Consider the following 18,863-nt stretch of genomic DNA (forward strand, 5'->3'; position numbering starts at 1 on the left):
ATTTATCTCAGCGATATACCATCTTCTTAAAACGAAAAAGCATCCTATCTACCATATGAAGCATCACGAGTTTTTTATTTATGTATAGACGATATCTTAGCTTATTTATAAACTTCAACTTTATTTCCTTTTTATTAGACACGAAGAAGTTCTTATTATCTTCCAAAATGCCACTTAATGCCACTTTCTTTTCACTCAAGCTTATATCTCGTTTATTGTATTTAAATAAATGCTCCATTACTGTATTCAGCGCATTGGAATCATATGATAATAATAGTTCATTGGCTTCAGATGAACTATACTTTTGATCATCACAGATTTTCTGTACAATTCCTCTCACCTTGCTATATATATAAATCGCATCCCTAATATCCTTTTCGCTTTTATAATGAACAATACTATCATCCCTCAATATATAATTGTAAAGGCATTCATTTATTAACAAAAAGTCAGAAGCATATTTGATAATATATGCTGTCTGAAGCTTATCTTCACCAATATTAACTGCACAATCATATATTTCATCTATGTGTTCTTTAAGGAAGTTCCCTTTTACAACTTTCCCCCATACACGATTATATTTGTCAGTACCGGCAAATTTCTCTAGCATTGACTCTTTAGAAATAGATTCTGTTTCAAAATTAGTTATAAAACTCTTTTTTTTACCATTTTCACTGCATAGATAATATCCGCAAACCAATACATCAGGTCGACTTTTACTTATGTAGCGATCAATTACCTCTAAAAAATCATCTTCGATATAATCATCAGAATCAACAAAAATATAATACTCTCCTGATGCATTTTTTACTCCAGTAGCTCTAGCCTGTAAAAGTCCCAAATTACTCTGACGAAATACAAATATGTTCGAATATTTAGCAGCATATCCATCACATATTTTGCCGGAATTATCTGTAGATCCATCATCCACCAAAATCATTTCACAATATGATTCGAATAATGGTTGGCTCAATATAGATTCTATACACCTATCTATATATTTTTCCACATTATATACTGGAATCAAAAAACTATATTTAATATTTCTTTTTTTTTCGTTAAGCATCGCTAGCCTTTCATCACATCAATATTCCAATCCCCTCACTTCACCCAAATACATACATTACAATTATTAGCCTCGCTCGAAATATGATATTCATCACTTAATCTATATCCGTCTTCTTGCAATACTTCTTTGTACTCATCTTCAGCATAATCTCCCAAAGCTACCACTTCATAAAAGCCTTCACTTATTTTCTCTTTGCTATCCCCAATATAATCAACATACTGCTCCGTCAATTTAAACGCATTTGGAAATATCATCTTTTTTATATCATCTGACTTTTCTAACTTGTTCAACAGACCAACAGAATAGCAATTAGAATGCCCATAATTATCAGAATATATTCCCTTTTCAAGGCAATAAAATGAAAGTGGTAGTGCATCCACCTTGACTTTGTCCACGTCTACTATTCGAGCATCTAAATCCTCATATAGGCGATTATACTCGCTAAAATACTTTTCTGGTTTAGGATTCATAAAAATAAATGATGATATAAGTACCGTTTGAACTATTAAAACACAAGCCAATTGCCTAGGTCGACATAAAACAAACATTTTATCAGGCAAATAGTTCCATTCCTGAACTGCAACAAGTATAAAGTAAGGGAATAATAATTGTATATAATATGTGTATGATGTACCATCATTTGTACTCAAATATAAAGCTATTACGAACATAGTAATAGCCATTACAGCTTCAAATGTTGAAGCAAAAGAAATAGATTCTTTATATTTTTTTCTTTCGTAGAAACTATTATTCTACTGACAATAGCCCATAGCACTGTTATATATAATGGAAAATAATAAAATCCAAGCTTAATAAATCTCAAAATAGATCTTAATAATTGATAATCATTATAAATAGCAAGTAAATATATATTCACAGTAAAATATGTCGGAAACATGATAGCCGTAACAACTATAGATATTCCCCCAATAAATATTCCATACAAAGCAAATGACAATGCATCTTTTCGCCGTTTGATAAAAAGATACACCAATTGTTCAATTGAAACAAAAACAAAATACTGTTTAACATAAAACTCTGCAATACATATTAAAGCATACAGTAATGGTCTATATTCCCCGACTCGTCATCTTTTTTAGTAGCATAAATAAGGATAATTAATAGAGTTACACCCAAGCAGTCAGAATATACGCCCGCAAATGCAGTATACCTCCATTATAATGATATTCCATAAATGCATCCCAAAACAACCGAAACATGCTTTTGATACATCATGTTTACTCGAGCAAATAAATAAACACCAATCATTTCAATAATCAAACAAAGAAATTCAGCAAACAAAATTGCATAGTGCACATCAAGAGAAAACAGCGGGGATATTAAAAGCGGAAACAATACTCCATACATATACGCGGGATAAGTTCTACCTAATTCATCGGTAATTAAAAACGGATTTTCTGCATCATGTAAATATTCCGCTATTTTAAGAGCGACACCTTCACGCAATTCAGTTTGAAAAGCAATCCCATCAGAGCCCGAACAATTCAAAACATACACTATCTTAAAAAAGTATATTGCTAATATGATGCCTATTCCCAGTAATATAATTAGTCGATATTCTTTTAATTCATCCTGCTTATTGAATTTAATCACTAAAGTCCCCCTCAATATTCTTTGTAAAAAATTATGCACAATGCGCGGTCCCGTAAAAATACTGCATTTCACAATTACTATTCACAGTCTTTAGAAATCAGTGCCGAATTTACATCGCCACGGTTCCGAGAATCCGAATTGTATTTAGAGAAAGAATAACTATAACTAATATTCATAAAAAATAGCAATGCTATTAAATCCATAGTATTTAGCAACCGCCACGTTTACCCAATAAGATGGATCATCCGATAGATAGAAATTGTATATATCATCAATTGTAGGTGGGAAATCAATACTTGATATTCTAACATCCTCACCCTCATTATAGCCTTTTAGCGATTCTATAAATTCTTTACAATAATAATAATGACTTTCATATACTTCTTCAGACAAGTTCCTTGATATTTGGAATATTTTAACATTTGAAATTCCATATCCATCCAACATAAATACGATAGTAGCTATCATGATAATTGTAATCCGTAAACATTTTTCTTGTTCTGATTCAATATGACACCTGAGTTTTTTTCCAATCAAATAAGAAAAATTTATTGATGATAGAATTATTGCTACATCCATCAAAAAGGCACATCTATCTGGTAAAGCCTCCGATGAATAGCCTAATGATATTGGAAATGAAGTTACAATAGGCGCAAAAAGTCCTAGCGCACTAACAATGATTTTAGCATCTGTGGTGGAATTGTTCTCCAATTTTGCACCAAACATAAACCCCATTAACAAAACTAATATTATCAAGAACACAATATTAGTGGACTTAAATAAAATATTCCATCTTGAACTAGTCACATTTATTGTGTCATATAAAGCTCTCAAAGGGTGTATTCCACTTTCATCTATCGCTGAATGGCGAACAAAATTTCCTGGTGCCACAGCATTTATTCCAGCTGCGATTACCCATGCTATCGTAATAATGATATTATACACGGGGATTTTTTTTGTAGAAAGTAAGAGATATAAAACAAAAAGCAAAGCCACAAAACATCCAGTCCCTGATACAGTGAGGGACCCCCCATAGCCATAACACCTAGTACAATGGCGCCCACAAAGCTTATCGTACTTTTCTTTTCATAAGTATTCCAAAATAATACAATCGCAAATAGTAAAATAGATAGTGGGAAACTGTATGATGTAGCTCCAGAAAACCAAAAGAATATTTCTGGATAAGATTCAAATCCGCAGAAAGAAAAAACTAATATGGCAATTATCATTAGTTTTACATGGAGCTTTTCTTTGGCATTTACACTTAATGCTTTCCAAGCGAATATTATAAGTGAAACATAAAACATTAAGGCATTTGCAGCCATAATGCATCTCAATTGTCTAAATCCAAAATTATTTATCGGACTTAATAAAGCCTGTAAAAACATTGAGAAATATGTTCCCTGCCAAGTTAGATATATTGATTTAGAGTACGTAAATGACGCCAATAAATATTCCATAAAAGATACATGAAAAATACCTACTCCATTACCATGGCTAAAATCATCCGCAGCTAAAACGCTATATGATGCCGCATGAACCATTGATATAACCATGTAAAAAATGCAACATACTGTAAAAATGGAAATCACTATTTCATGATTTTTTTCATTTTTCCTCCAAAGAATACTACTTTTAGTTATTTTTTCATTGTTATAGAACTAATGTTATGCTTATTACATATTAACTTAGCGCAAATTGCCAAATATTTTTTGATTAATATATTTGCTAAAATTGTCCGCAACAAAAGGCTTAAGATGGGTGATATCGATAAAATCCTCGTATGATGATAATCCCATCTCGTTAGTATAATTTATGTAATTATTTTTGTAACGAGTATTAGCAAGAGCATTTATTATCAATTCATCTATTATTTTTCGCTCGTCATCTGTGTGAGACTTGGTTTCCCCACTCCACAATGGTGGCATAACAACAAATAATTCTATTCCTTCATTTTCACAAGTTGTTATTATTTTTATGAAGTAGTTGTATTGTAGGTCTAAAATACTATAATCTCGATCAATAGTTGTGTCCGGATCAGCATTACCATAAGCAATGTACTGTCCATTTGGCTTTTGATAACTAACATCGTTAGGAACAGGGGTATTGAAAATGTACATAATAAGTGGTATAAATGCATTTTGTTTATTCTGCCATATTACTGAGTAGTATTTTTCATTTTCTTTAAACCATGAATTATTTCCAAAGTCTTTACTGTATTCATTTGAAAAACGCTTAGAATAAATGTAGTTTCTAGTATCTGATAGGAAAGAAAACTGAAAATAATCAGTTCCAATAATTAAATAATCTATCTTTTTTCTATTTTGAAGCAGATAAAGAAGCTTATAATACATCTGGTTATATGAGTCATTATCATGGGCAAAGTTGTATGAATTCACACTAGGGAATAGGTCAGGATTAATGTCTCTATATATTCTTGAATTGCCCAAAAAGTAGCAATTATAATCAGAACTGACCGCATTACTAAATGACATATTTATTTGATCAGCTGTTGTCGGACCCAAATAGATTGATACACACTTAGTTGCAAAACGAATATATGACGTTACCAATAATGCACATATGCAGACAAATAACAGCATTTTTATCATGAGTTTTCTCATTTTCTAATTCGTGCCACCTTTTTAGAATTGAAAATATAAAAAATTTTTTTCTCCTACGCTTGCAAACAAGAAAATCCACATAACTAGAAAGATGTACACAATCCATCGTATAACTATTTTCTGTTCGCCAAGCCAAAGAATAACATCTTTTTGTAATGATACTAAATCATAACCTGCTAGTATGATAAGAACAAAAAGCATCTTGGCATATTCAAAATATTCTAATCCAGATTTATTACCAAGGTATTGTTTCCATTTGCATATACCACTAAACATATGAGAAATAACAAATATAGCATCTTTTAAGGATTCTGCTCGAAAGAATACCCACGCTATATTACAAAAAGAAAATACAACAAACCATGAAAAAATAGAATATAACCAATGACGGTTATAAAATTTGAAACTCTTTTGTATCATACGTTCTAGCAACTGGGCTGCGCCATGTATCCCACCCCATATTATAAAAGTCCAGTTAGCACCGTGCCATAACCCACTTAGCAAAAAGGTCATAAACAAATTAATCGCATTTCGAAATTTACTTCTTCTATTGCCTCCAATAGGTATGTAAAAATAATCTCTAAACCATGTGGAAAGAGATATATGCCATCTAGACCAAAATTCCTTGATAGATTTTGAATAATATGGGCTTTTGAAGTTCTCCATTAGCGTTATGCCAAGCATTCTTGCAGTACCAATTGCGATATCGGAATATCCAGAGAAATCACAGTAAATCTGAATAGAAAATCCTATAACAGCTAAAAATAAATGAAAACCAGTGTTGGCATCCAGAGAAGCATATACCGAATCCACATAGAATGCTATAGCATCAGCAATACACATTTTTTTAAACAACCCCCACAGAATCCTTTTGAGTCCGTATGAAGCGTTGTCATAATCAAAAAAATGCTCAGTCTTTATCTGTGGCAATAAATTATTGGTTCGTTCTATAGGACCAGCAACTAATTGAGGAAAAAAAGAAATAAATGTTGCATAGTACCCAAAATTATGCTCAGCCTCTATCTCACCACGATAGACATCTGTTATATAACTTATAGTTTGAAATGTATAAAAAGAAATACCCACCGGTAAAAGAAGCTTGATTGTCTGGGGACTTAATTTAATACCCACAAATGATACTACTTCTGCAAAGGTAGATATGGTGAAATTTAAATATTTAAAAACAAACAAAACGCCCAGGCAAAGTATTGCTGCTACTAGCAATATTGCTTTTTTATTTCTGTTACGCTGTTCGTTTTCAATAAGAATAGCCGCAAAAAAAGAGATTGCTGTTGTAAAAAAAATGAGTATTACATATTTCACATTCCAACTCATGTAGAAATAATAGCTAGATGCCAACAGTAAAAGCCATCTAAATTTGTGTGGAATCCCCCAATAAATAAAAAAAACAACAGGCAAAAACAGGGCATATGAAAATGAATTAAATAACATTTATCAATTCACCTTTCCACAAAAATTTGTGAGCTTAACTCAAAAATATATTATACAACTTCTCGGTGTTATTTATCATATTGCTTATGTTTTCTCTAAGATTTGTTTTCATCTCTATATACTCATCATCAATCTAGCTTTCATTTGGAAAAATGTAACAAAGTAATCCAAGCGCAACAAAATATCATTAATACTGCGCCCAATACAAAACGTTACCCTCAAACACCATCTGTTTCGTAGGGTTGAATGTGTCAAAGTCTTCCCAGTTCAAATCCGGGAAAAATCTTTCAACATCTTCTTCCGGTATATCCGCTCTTTTGTAGTTCTTACCATTAACATAGTTTAAGAATACTACATCGCACCATTCCTTATTTATTACCATATGCGTGCTAGGGTATCCCATGTAGTTCATGTTTGTATTTGACTTGTCATAAGCATATATACCATTTTTTAAATGTGTTACTGCAACTGTATCAACTATATTCCCCGTTTCATCCTCGTATTCATCTATGATATTCTGCATCATCCTCATTTGAGCCATCTCCATTTTATTGGTAATAAGCACATCTGCAGCCATCGTCTGAACAGAGTATAAAACCACAAAAGCGTAGATCAAAACAATTCCTTGGAAAAAATAAAATAATACTTTTCTATCTGAAATACAGACACATACACACTTATATGCCATAAGCATCTGCACACTAAGAGCCATAAATATGCCAATTAAAGTTCTGCTTGGCATATAGATTGTCGCCATTACAATGGCAAAAGATGGAGGTAGTAACCAGATTATTATTGTAAATAAAGCAAATAATACTATTTTTTTCTTATCTTTAGCATACGCCAGACATATCAAAGATAATGCTATTAGTATAAAAACTAATAATCCCAAGAAATAAACAGGCATCAAACCATAATTGTGCTTTAAAACATTGATGTACTCCCTATAGACGTAGAAAATCTGGAGTAAAAATGGCGTTCTTTCTGCTGCCCCTATTATACTTTCTTTTACCTCTTTCTGACCCGAAATCATGGAAAATAGTCTCGGTGCCACAAGCACAAAAATCGCTGATATTCCTGAAATAGCGAAAAGATATATAACTTTTTTTAAAATTCTTGCTATGTTATCTTCATACTCATAAAAAAGTACGGCTATTCCATATAATATAACAATCTGATAATTTACTTGGTACGTTCCAACCGCTAAAAAGCACCATAATAAAGCAGAGAAATACTTCCCTTTAGAATAATATACAACAGAAATTACGGATAATAAAAAGCCTAACCCTCCTCCCATTCCACCAAAAGCAAAAAACTCTACATAAAATGGCGAAATCACTCCAAAAGCGATAATAGGATATAACCATTTTTTTCCATATATATAGTAAGTAGCATATAATTGTAATAACTCTGCACAGGCGCAAGACAAAAGAACCATTAATAATAGTTGCAAAACAAATCTATTACTAAGAAAATTAATTCCAATCTTATTAAATAAAAAATTGCAAACAGATTCAAAAGTAGAAACAACCCTCCCCCCCAAAAGATTGTTTTGCACAATCTTACTCCACATAATATTAGAATAATAGCCATTAACTATAGAAGCAGTATTGTCAGGATCGTAGGTTTGATTTAAAAAAAGAGAATAACTAGCATAAATAAGTACAAAAAAAACAAATGTATTATGCGTAACATTTTTTATTTTAGTATATATAACATTGTTCATAGTAATCTTCTTCCCTTTCCTTATGTGCCTCCTTATTATTGGTATATATCACATGTGTAGTCCCTTCCTTGGATAGAAATATGCTACCACGAAAACATTGCATTCATAAATGGAACAATACTATCTTTCTCATTAAAACAAGGCACAATTATATCAAGATTCTTCATGTCTTATGACCACATTACTATATAGCATTACTAACGCTAAAAAGATAACAAATATCAATGTACAAATTATACCATGAATAGCAATGTTTCCAAGCATAATACCAGTATCTATAAGTTCACATGCCTTACCCGCAATAAAACTTCCCGCAACACAAAGAAGCAGTCCTTCAAGTAATTTGACATAATAGTATCCCAAACTTTGATTAAAATAGTCTCTAATAAGAACTTTCGATTCCCATGGAATCTCGATAAATACGATGCAAAGTATTGACGACAGCAATGCTCCTTCAATGCCAGCGAATCTTACCAGGATTATATCAAGAATAATGTTAACAATCATAGATAAATAGGGTTTATATCTGTCTTCCCACCACATTCCATTTGCATTTTTGAATGATATAACAGATTTTCTTATCTGCATAACAAAAAAGTATATACAGAATAAAAACATCGTTCTGAAGGGGAGTAGCTTGTCACCCATCCATGCAGTCATAAACTCCGTATATAGATTGCTCATACAAACAAATATCCAAATTACTAAGGCGCTATTGATTCCAAGAACCTTTTTAAATCTTATATAATTAGACTCCTTAGACTCAGTAACAATCGCATTTCCCACTGTCACAGTAAGAGCATTAAACAGCACTGCCAGAAACATTCCTAATGCAGAGACAACATACATATAATTTCCATATGTAGTAACCACAGACAAGCCACAAAAAAATGACAATATTAGATTGTCCATGCTCGAAATAAGAGTTTCATCCATTTGATGCCCAAAAACTGATAATACTCTCTTTCTGATATCTCTCTTTTCTTCTGAACTAATATCACCAACACTACTAATCTGTGGGAAGTATTTTTTCTTGGAATAATATCTCAAAAAAACAACAAATAATGACTGTAGAAGGATTGCGCAAAAATACATCACAAACGATCTAAAAACAACTATCGCAATTATCTGTAACGTATATGCCAACAAAGCAGACAATAACTTAATATAATTAACTATATCGCCTCTCTGATAAGCGTTAAATAATATGTCAGCTTCTGGCATTCCCAGATAGAGCACTATTGTGCTAACCAAGAATAGCAAATATGATGCATAAACATGCGAATCTGCAGGAACGTCAACTCCTACGATATACTTGATAAACGGAATGACACAGATACCAATCAGAGATACTATAGCTGCTATATATCCGTATACTTTTTTCAGAACACGGAGATATGCTCCAATACGTTTTATATCTCCTCTAGCAACTGGATCATAAAGGAAATAAACAATAACAGAACCCAATCCCAATTCTGTCATATTAAGCATAGATATAATGGAATATAGAACAGTATTTAATCCAGCATATTCATATCCCATTATGTAAATCATCATTGATCTGATGATAAAAGGGCACAAGATTGACACTACAACATAAACAAAGCCTGTCAATGTCATTCTTAAAGCATTTTTCTTTCTATGCGCTATTAAATTGTTATCATATTTCCTCTCCATATTACTTTTTATACCTATGTACACCTAGTCTTAAAAATATTGGTCTAACAATTCCTAGCAAAATCTTGTCCTTAAAGGAACATTTTAACCACTTTTGTTTAAATAAAACAAAGTCCATTCTATCTGCATCAGAAAATAATTCTTCACGTTTCTTTTCATTTATGACGCTTTTTAGTAATTCAAAACTGCTACTAAAAACCATATTTTTCTGAACATCCATCACTTCTAAATTATCTTTACATTTTTCTAAAAGCTCAGAACCCTTAAGAGTATTAACCATCAGCATAGAAACGCCTTTGTCATCCCACCATTTACGCGGAAGATACTGTTCATTCCAAAAATCTCCAACAGTAATATCCCCTGGGTGCAAGAAAGATCTATACTTACATTCATTACATGATCTGCCTAAAGCCTCATATACTGATTGAAATAACCCGACTTCAGAAAGTGCGTATTTTGTTTTACACATCGTATTATCAGATTCCCATGATATACAAGAATCTCTCCAACCATAGCGCTTATCCCTAAATGAGATTTTCTTAAGCGTTCCTATCTTTTGTGTGTAGTAACCTACATTCTTCATCCAAAGCTTATTTGAAATAACTCCAGCGCAGATAAAATCCATAAAAACTACGTTTTCTGCACTTATCTTCTTGAGTTTAAGAAGTCGTCTGATACCATTTACATAGCATGATGTTCCTGTAAACAAGACCGGTATATTGTTATTTATGTCTTCTATCAGCATTTCTATGATATTATTGGACAGCTTCGCCTGAATATATTTGCTGCCTCTCATAGGATATGTCTCTTCTAGAGTTGTAGCCCTCTTATATTCTATTGAGCATGTTGGATAATTTATAACAACACCATACACACTACCGCCATCACTTATTATTGCTTTGGAAAATGCCGCAAACATTCCCCCAGAAGATGATGAACACACAACTTCTTCATCAATATTTCTAGCAGCATAATATCTCTGATCAAAATCACACACATAATCACTTACTTCATCACTATGATTAGGACATACTTCATAACATAATCTACAATTAACACATTTAGTATAATCAACGTTGTAACGATAAAATCCTTCATCATCGCATATAATTGACATTGCCCCTGTCGGACACGCCACCGAGCATGCAGAACACCCCGTACAATTAGAACATGGTTTTATAGCATTAGTCATTAACACATTTCCTCAAATAATCCAATCCTTCATTCCTCACGGAAAGTAACCTACTCTGTAATTCAGAAGTATCTATTTCCTTTAATCCACAGAGCAAATTCCATATTTCATCGGATGTTTTTTCTTCAAAAACTTTTTCTGAAAAAACTCTTTCATCTAGGCCAACTCCCTGCAAAATCCCAAATATTCTATCTTTTGATTTTTCAAACATCTCTATCTGCGGTATCAATGCTATAAATTCTTTAGAGAAATTTAGTGAAAAAGCAGTACCATGAAAGCTATTAGTCACAACATAATCTGCATTTATGAACAGCTGTAGCCATTCCAATGGACCATGCCCGTTTTCCTGCGAAACAGTATATACATTTAAATTTCTTTTCTCCGCAATCAGATTAGCTATCTGATTACACATTTTATCTTTTCCTGTCAGATCATATACCAATACATAATTTGTAATATCAGGCTTGTTGTTCTGGGATATTTGGTTCCAAGCATCAAAGTCTAGTAACAATGTAGGATCACAATGACTTGCTATATTTTTATCTTCAGAAAGCAACTCTTTTATGATACCAACTGACGCCTTTTCTCTAACTGAAATAGAATTAAATCTACTCAAATAAGTTCTATAACTCTTTCTATACTTGAGTGGAATCTGTTTCATTCCCAGAGATGATGCATAGCTGAACTTTTTGTTCCCATCACTTACAAAATCTAATAAATATGTGCAATCCAAATTGACTTTTCCTGGATTCCACACCTGATCAGAACCCACTATGAATGTATCAAATACTTCATTAAGATTCCTAAGTTGGCCTTTTTTTACAGGTTCCGTATATGGCATCAGATTCCAAAACGTCTCAAATCTTCTTTCTAGTTCATCTGAATATGTTACTACATCTTTTCTAGCCAAAAGATATTCCTGCAAAATCTCACGACAAGTATACGATGGAGTATCATCTCGCCTTAAGACTGCACTACTTATCTTTCTGGCAAGCCAGACGATAAAATCCGGTTTATAGTCTCTCCTATAATTTAAATATTGACATTTGCCATTAAAATGAAGGATATGTGTTATGGCATGCCATAACGCATATCCTTGCAAAGATGCACCATAATTATAGGATTTGATAAATGAAATAATAGCTATATTCTTCATTCAGCTTTCTTAATAGTCTCCTTCATCTTCTTCCTATCAATCTTACCATTTGAATTAATCGGAAAAGCATCAAATCTGACAACTCTTGATGGTCTCATATAAGAAGGTAAAAGCTTATTAGCTTCTGCAAGAACATCTTGCTCATCAGCTGATCCGTTATAGCATAAAACTATCTCATCAACAGACTCTTCATATATTGCTACTGCAATATCCATCTGCTCTATAGCAGCCACTACATTCTCTATCTCACCAAGTTCTATACGATACCCTAAATGCTTAATCTGATTGTCTTTTCTTCCAGCATATATAAGGTTCTCGTCATCCATCCACATTCCCAGATCGCCTGTACGATAAATCATTTCAGGATAATGTGGATTTACAGGGTTTTGAACAAATGCTTTCGCTGTCTGCTCTGGATTATTATAATATCCATACGCTAGGAATGGTCCTCTGACGCAAATCTCTCCCATTCCCTCTGAGCCAGGCTCTATCTTTCTGTTGCTTTCATCAAGCAAGAATACATCACAATTATCAAAATGACATCCTATTGGAATACTCTTAGAAATGTCCATTTTTTCTTGGCATATATAATATGTGCAAGTATCTGTAACTTCTGTTGGTCCATATAGATTAGCAAACAAAGCTTTGGGTAACGCATCCTTCCAGATATTCAAATACTTGGATGGCAAAGGCTCTCCAGCAAAAAGAACATTTTTAAGGAAGGTTGCATCATATGAGTTAAACAGTCCTCTATCTGCCACAAGTTCCATTGCTGTAGGAACCCAGTAAATCGTATTTACACATTGCTCTTTCATATAATCAAAGAGTCTTATAGGAAATGAAAATAGCATCTTGGGTATTATAACTAGTGTTGCGCCCAAATAGAGAGTTACAAATATATCCAATACAGACATACTAAAGTAAAAAGGTGTCTGACTTCCGAATACTGTTTCCTGATCTAACGAAAACGTAGATGCTACAGCTCTAGAATAGGCCACAACAGAACTATGTCCCACCACAGTTCCTTTAGGAACGCCTGTAGAACCTGAAGTAAATAGTATATACGCTGGATCCGTATCTACAATATTTCTCTTAATCTGTTCTATTCTCTCATGATCAGATTCAACCCCAATTAGTTCATCAACGTCAAGAATCTCCGCCTTAATATCTTTACTTTTTCCTAACGCCTTAGCACCCTTAGAATCTGCAATAATTATATTCGAATCCAAGGTATCTAATATTTTTTCTATTCTCTCAATAGGAGATTTAATATCTAATACAGTATATGGATTGCCAGAATACATAATGCCAAGCATAACAGCAAGACACTTAGGTGATTTATTCATAGCAATTGCAACAGTGGCTGATTTCCCGGTACTATCCGTTCTCTTCAGTATCCCTGTAGCTATAGACATTGCAAATGACTTGAGGCCAGAATACGTAATTTGCTCATCTCCGGAACATATGGCACATTTATCGCCATACTTGCCAACTGTTGCCTCAAACATCTCAATTATTGTAGGTACTTTATTCATTCTATATAATCACTCTCCATAAACATCTATCGTCTGCTTATGACTTATAATCTTCAAAAAATACTGATGCAGAATCTCAACTAACACGTACCATGCAAATACCGGATGGAGCATAAATACTGGACTTGAATAATTAATCGACATCCTTACCCCATCAAAAATAGTAGGTATTATGGTAATTACATATAGTGGAAACAAAAACTTTCTAGCTGTAAGCTTCCTGGAACTCTGTGATCTTGCACCATACCCCGAGCTCTCAACATTATGGACATTATTGACCACTCGGAACTTAAGCTTTTTGAGATATGTTCTAAAGTCTGACTTACTCCTGTGTATATGATCATCACCAAGAATACATCCAACATAACCTGTATCTCTGATAATATGATCAAATATGGCCGTAGTATTTTCAACTTGCATCTGTTCAGGATACATGCGATGAATATACTCCATATCCATCATTACACCGCTATCTCCTATAGGGCGAATATCTGTTTCTCCAAACTTTCCTATACAGTATTCCTTACTATCTAGCGTATTCTTATCCCATATCAGTTTGTTCATTCCAAGCTTATAAGTTCTATATACAAAGCATGAAAAGGGGTCTCCCACCGCATTTATATATTTACCAATTGGATTATAATTCGGCGGATTAACTGTTCCTATTGAAATACAATGTAAATAATCATATTTCTCAAGAAAATCATATCGGTCTTGCAGAATCGTCTTAGTTGGAAGCTCTTCGTCACTGTCCATTATCAGCACATACTTACCATGAGCACACTGCATACCTTTAATTTTTCCTGGTTCAGGTAGTTTCGCTTCATTATGGAGCACCACAGCATTGTATTTATGAGCAAGCTCTACTGTTCTATCTGAAGATCCTCCATCAAGCACAAGTAGTTCTATCTGATTCTGATCCATACTCTGACTTCTTATGCTCTTCAGTGCGTATTCAATGGTGTTCTCTGAATTATAGGCAACCATAATAATACTCAACCAATATGATGGTCGCCAAGAATTATCATTTACTCTCATAAATAATGATTTCCTGCTTTAATATCTTACTTATAACAGAGCTCTTATTATATATCTCTTCAAAATGCTCTGTTGCCTCTATAACACGTTTATGAAGTGGATTTTTATATATAATAACTATTTTTCTTGGATTATCTTCCAGCGTACTAATAATCTTATCAAGAACTATTTTGAGTACACCCCCATCAAAAGGATTATATAGATAAAAATAGTTATACTTAGAATAATCATTAAATAAAGTTGCATCGGCCTGAATTATATGAAACATATTATCATCTATTTTTTTCTCTTTCTGATAATCTCATAATTATTTCTTGCCACGCTGCATAATTCCCGCGAATACTCTATTCCGTCAGTTTTCGTAAACCCTAGCTTGTAGAAATAATACAGCATCCTGCCTTTTCCACATCCAATATCCAAAACACTATCTTTTTTAGCGGAAGAAATATTTATATATTTTTTTATAGGATTATTAAATAACAAATTAGACTGCTCGTATCCTACAAAATGGTCTTCCTCTAAACCATTATATATCCCCAACTCAGAATCTATAAAATCTATCCCTTTACCAAAATTCAGATAATTTCCAATAAGCGAAGACTCTCTAACAAGCCATCTATATACATAAATTAAAGCTATTTTAAAAGCACCCACTTCCTCTCCTCCGTTTTCTCCAATACCTTTTAGGAATCATATAGAGCAAACGTCCATTCCTAGCCTCTTCGACAAGTCTTCTGCCCAAATCTCCACCATTTCGGGTAAAGCCTATATATACTCCTCCTGGATATGCTGCAGTAAGGAATCCATTTTTCTTGAGCCAACGTTCACTATACGCCATTCTATAAAACCTATAGAATTCGTCATCGCGATGTAACACTTCCTTTTTGACTACCCCTTCAGCTGTCTTGATGTAATATGTTTGCTCGTAATACCAATCTTTGATTGGCCACTCATCTGGTCCAAGGACATCTTCTGGATAGTTCATCATTGTGCAGCACTGACAAGCTTCTATTCCGAAATACAAAATCTTAACATTATGATCCACGCAATATTCCCAGGCAGTTTTGGGACCTTGAGCCACTACCGCGTCAATATTATTCGCCATCATAGCTTCAGCATGTTTACCCTTGGCAGCTAAAGTCTGCAGTGGAAACTCACTGCGAACTACTCCTTTTCTTCTGATAAAAACATTAGGAAGCATGCCTGTCCATGCTATAGTTCGCTTAGGGTCATAATAATATCCCCCGAGTTTTTCATCATATTTGCATTCAGGGTATGCAGCAAAAACAAGAGTGCCTGTCCCCCCAACCATGCCTTCGAGAGTATCTAATATTTCTTTAGATGTAACATCACAAGAGTTCAATCCATCCATGCTTGAATGCACCAGCAGAATATCTCCATCATGAACATCAAGCTCATTCAAATATTTTTTGACAGCCTCCCAGTTTTCTTTAGTCGGCTTCTGACCACTGTCATTTTGTTTTTTCATCAGTTTCAAAGCCTTCTTTTTGATGCCAGGAAACTTATGCAACGTGCATCTTATAGCAATTTCTAATGAAGGAATATACTCAAATACCTTATTCATTTTGTAAACTCTCAATCATCTTCATGATAGAACGGGCAGATTCAAAATTCTCTGGAACCAGTGTCTCCAAATCTATCGTGATCCCATAATGATTCTCTAATTCAGAGACAATAGCAACAATGTCCATAGATTCTAATAATTCATCAGAAACAAGCGCTTGCTCATTTTCAAAATCAACATCCTCTTTAACACTTTTTAATACTGCAATAAGCTCTTCCATCTTCTCACCTTTACCAATCTTTCAATTTAAAATACTACTCAAAGTAGCTAGCTCTATTTGCTCATCCTGTAAGTATTCAATAATCCGGCTGATACTATCAAGGCATCTACAGCCCGCCAAATATGGATGATCATATACTACTATGATATCATTCTTATCAATTGCTCTCTTGAATTCATCTGATATTTGATCCAGATTCATTCCCTTTGCCAGGCAGCTTTCCCAAAAAGCCACTCCACCTGGCTCTCCCAAAAGATTTATTCCTACATCTGTAAGTCCATCTTTCTGGCTTATAATGTGCTGCTCTACACCATGAAAATCAGCACTAAACTTAAATCCCAATTCAGACAGGACACGGGATAAACTCTCAGGATGATTAAACGTAGGCGCAGCAAAGCCTCCTAGCTCATATTCTTGCGCAATTTTCCTGATTCTATCAATGGCCCATTCTATTTCTCCACGTAATTTATCCTCAGGCCACTCATTAGCATGAAACTGCCATGTAGCATGGTTACGTCCACCATGAATACCTACTTCGCAATACGGGTTACTAACAAGATTTTTAATTTGTTTCGTATACCAGGCATTACGAGGATTAATAATTGCTGCAACCAAATAGTCTAATGTTCCAAGTTTCTCATAAGCTGTAAGAGATTTGCAATGTTCTATCTCATCATCTGCCGCTTTATTTGACAGCAGAGAATCCTTTATTGATACAGCTCTTCCCATATTCAAGAAAAATGTGAAAGGCACTTTGTAACCCTCTGACAGCCTCAGTAAATTAGGAACACCATCCCTGATACACTTATGTGTATCTATATCAAATCTAAAACAAACCTTTTTCATAAATACTTATTTACTCCAAGCAATCCGCTATAACACTTGATGGGGTTCCGGATAAATCTGTATGCCTGATGTAGTTACGATACTCGTGTGCAAAGGAAATGATCTCGTCTACGTCTGAATAAAGCTTGGCATTCTCGCCCAATCCTTCATTTCTCTCGGTAGTCTTTCTCATTATCAGAGTGGGCTTGCCCATATAGAATAGTTCTTCCTGATTGCTTCCTCCATCAGTGATAACAAATTCCGAACCCTTTAACAGCTTCATGAAGCTGAAATAATCCACTCTCGATAACAATATAACATTAGGACTATTCTCGACTTTATCCATTAATCCTAATCTCTCCAATGCATTACGCGTTATCGAATGAAGTATGAATACACACTTATATTCAGATGATATTTGCAAGGCATTCATTACAGCAGCTCTGAACAGTTTTTCATTTGCTACATTTTCCTGCCTGTGCATAACAAATACAAAATATGGCTTTTCTTCTGACAAAATATGGCTTATTTCTTCGCATGCAGCTATCTGTTCAGATACTTTTAAACTATCTAGCAATGTGTTCTGTCCAGTAGAAACAGCTTTTCCTTTAACAGCTTGCAGATTAGATAATGCCTGCTCGCCAGGAGCAAAATGAAGTCTTGCTATTGAACTGGTCAGCTTTCTATCAATTTCTTCTGGAAAAGGATTAAATATATTATGTGATCTAAGTCCAGCTTCTACATGGCATACTGTCATACCCAAAGATCTACCAATTCTGGCTCCCATATAAGTAGATACAGTATCTCCATGAACAATCATATATGAATTAGAATTAACAGCTTCTGGAAACTCTTTTCTAATAATGGAAGCTGCACTCCTATATGTCTTAATCCACCAACTCAGTAAACCAGCTGCACTCTTTTTGATATCCTTTTCATCACTAAGCTTCAGATCAACATTGCCGCAATCTGTCTTTTGAAAAATAACACTCTTTGTAATATCATTTTGGCCGCTGGCAATTATATGATATTTTCTCCCGCGCCTCTTAAGTTCCAGCATTACAGGGAATACCTTTATAAGCTCAGCTTCTGTGCCAATAAAAAAGAAAATCTCACTCATTATATACACCACTTTTTGAAAATATAATCA

16 protein-coding genes and 1 pseudogene are annotated in these 18,863 nt (G+C 33.8%); all 17 read right to left on the minus strand.

What is annotated here, in order from left to right; all coding sequences use genetic code 11:
* Positions 1 to 7: 7 nt before the first annotated feature.
* Positions 8 to 1,066, minus strand: coding sequence for a glycosyltransferase family 2 protein (locus IJI01_RS00855; protein WP_292184403.1), 1,059 nt, complete (start codon positions 1,064 to 1,066; stop codon positions 8 to 10).
* 35 nt (positions 1,067 to 1,101) lie between these two features.
* A complete protein-coding gene (locus IJI01_RS00860; protein ID WP_292184406.1) occupies positions 1,102 to 1,752 on the minus strand; it encodes a hypothetical protein in 651 nt (216 codons plus the stop codon).
* A 493-nt stretch (positions 1,753 to 2,245) separates the two neighbouring features.
* Positions 2,246 to 2,683, minus strand: coding sequence for a hypothetical protein (locus IJI01_RS00865; RefSeq protein WP_292184408.1), 438 nt, complete (start codon positions 2,681 to 2,683; stop codon positions 2,246 to 2,248).
* 165 nt (positions 2,684 to 2,848) lie between these two features.
* Positions 2,849 to 3,688, minus strand: a pseudogene (locus IJI01_RS00870) (DUF6056 family protein); the annotation flags it as partial.
* Positions 3,689 to 4,371: 683 nt separating this feature from the next.
* Complete coding sequence (locus tag IJI01_RS00875; protein WP_292184411.1) at positions 4,372 to 5,307, minus strand: hypothetical protein; 936 nt, start codon at positions 5,305 to 5,307, stop codon at positions 4,372 to 4,374.
* 21 nt (positions 5,308 to 5,328) lie between these two features.
* Entirely contained in the window at positions 5,329 to 6,759 is a 1,431-nt protein-coding gene (locus IJI01_RS00880) for an MBOAT family O-acyltransferase (RefSeq protein ID WP_292184414.1), read from the minus strand.
* A 187-nt stretch (positions 6,760 to 6,946) separates the two neighbouring features.
* Positions 6,947 to 8,485, minus strand: a complete 1,539-nt coding sequence (locus tag IJI01_RS00885; protein WP_292184416.1) for a glucosyltransferase domain-containing protein — start codon at positions 8,483 to 8,485, stop codon at positions 6,947 to 6,949.
* A 153-nt stretch (positions 8,486 to 8,638) separates the two neighbouring features.
* The gene (locus IJI01_RS00890) at positions 8,639 to 10,162 is read right to left on the minus strand and encodes a lipopolysaccharide biosynthesis protein (RefSeq protein ID WP_292184418.1); all 1,524 of its coding nucleotides are present in this window, start codon (positions 10,160 to 10,162) and stop codon (positions 8,639 to 8,641) included.
* A gap of 1 nt (position 10,163) precedes the next feature.
* Complete coding sequence (locus IJI01_RS00895; RefSeq protein WP_292184421.1) at positions 10,164 to 11,354, minus strand: Coenzyme F420 hydrogenase/dehydrogenase, beta subunit C-terminal domain; 1,191 nt, start codon at positions 11,352 to 11,354, stop codon at positions 10,164 to 10,166.
* Complete coding sequence (locus IJI01_RS00900; RefSeq protein ID WP_292184424.1) at positions 11,347 to 12,510, minus strand: polysaccharide pyruvyl transferase family protein; 1,164 nt, start codon at positions 12,508 to 12,510, stop codon at positions 11,347 to 11,349. The genes IJI01_RS00895 and IJI01_RS00900 overlap by 8 nt, the downstream gene beginning before the upstream one ends.
* Positions 12,507 to 14,045 (minus strand): amino acid adenylation domain-containing protein, encoded by a 1,539-nt coding sequence (locus IJI01_RS00905; protein WP_292184427.1) that lies wholly within the window; start codon positions 14,043 to 14,045, stop codon positions 12,507 to 12,509. The genes IJI01_RS00900 and IJI01_RS00905 overlap by 4 nt, the downstream gene beginning before the upstream one ends.
* A gap of 9 nt (positions 14,046 to 14,054) precedes the next feature.
* Complete coding sequence (locus IJI01_RS00910) at positions 14,055 to 15,083, minus strand: glycosyltransferase family 2 protein (RefSeq protein WP_330622972.1); 1,029 nt, start codon at positions 15,081 to 15,083, stop codon at positions 14,055 to 14,057.
* Between the two features lie 276 nt (positions 15,084 to 15,359).
* Positions 15,360 to 15,737, minus strand: coding sequence for a class I SAM-dependent methyltransferase (locus IJI01_RS00915; RefSeq protein ID WP_292184432.1), 378 nt, complete (start codon positions 15,735 to 15,737; stop codon positions 15,360 to 15,362).
* A complete protein-coding gene (locus IJI01_RS00920) occupies positions 15,724 to 16,668 on the minus strand; it encodes an AAC(3) family N-acetyltransferase (protein WP_292184435.1) in 945 nt (314 codons plus the stop codon). The genes IJI01_RS00915 and IJI01_RS00920 overlap by 14 nt, the downstream gene beginning before the upstream one ends.
* On the minus strand, positions 16,661 to 16,888 hold the full coding sequence (locus IJI01_RS00925) for a phosphopantetheine-binding protein (protein ID WP_292184438.1): 228 nt from the start codon (positions 16,886 to 16,888) through the stop codon (positions 16,661 to 16,663). The genes IJI01_RS00920 and IJI01_RS00925 overlap by 8 nt, the downstream gene beginning before the upstream one ends.
* A gap of 21 nt (positions 16,889 to 16,909) precedes the next feature.
* The gene (locus IJI01_RS00930) at positions 16,910 to 17,734 is read right to left on the minus strand and encodes a polysaccharide deacetylase family protein (RefSeq protein ID WP_292184441.1); all 825 of its coding nucleotides are present in this window, start codon (positions 17,732 to 17,734) and stop codon (positions 16,910 to 16,912) included.
* 10 nt (positions 17,735 to 17,744) lie between these two features.
* Positions 17,745 to 18,833 carry a UDP-N-acetylglucosamine 2-epimerase gene (locus IJI01_RS00935; protein ID WP_292184444.1) on the minus strand — a complete coding sequence of 363 codons (1,089 nt, stop codon included), beginning with the start codon at positions 18,831 to 18,833 and terminating at the stop codon, positions 17,745 to 17,747.
* Between the last annotated feature and the right edge of the window lie 30 nt (positions 18,834 to 18,863).

Source organism: Butyrivibrio sp. (assembly GCF_017433805.1).
In the GTDB taxonomy this organism is placed as follows: domain Bacteria; phylum Bacillota; class Clostridia; order Lachnospirales; family Lachnospiraceae; genus Butyrivibrio.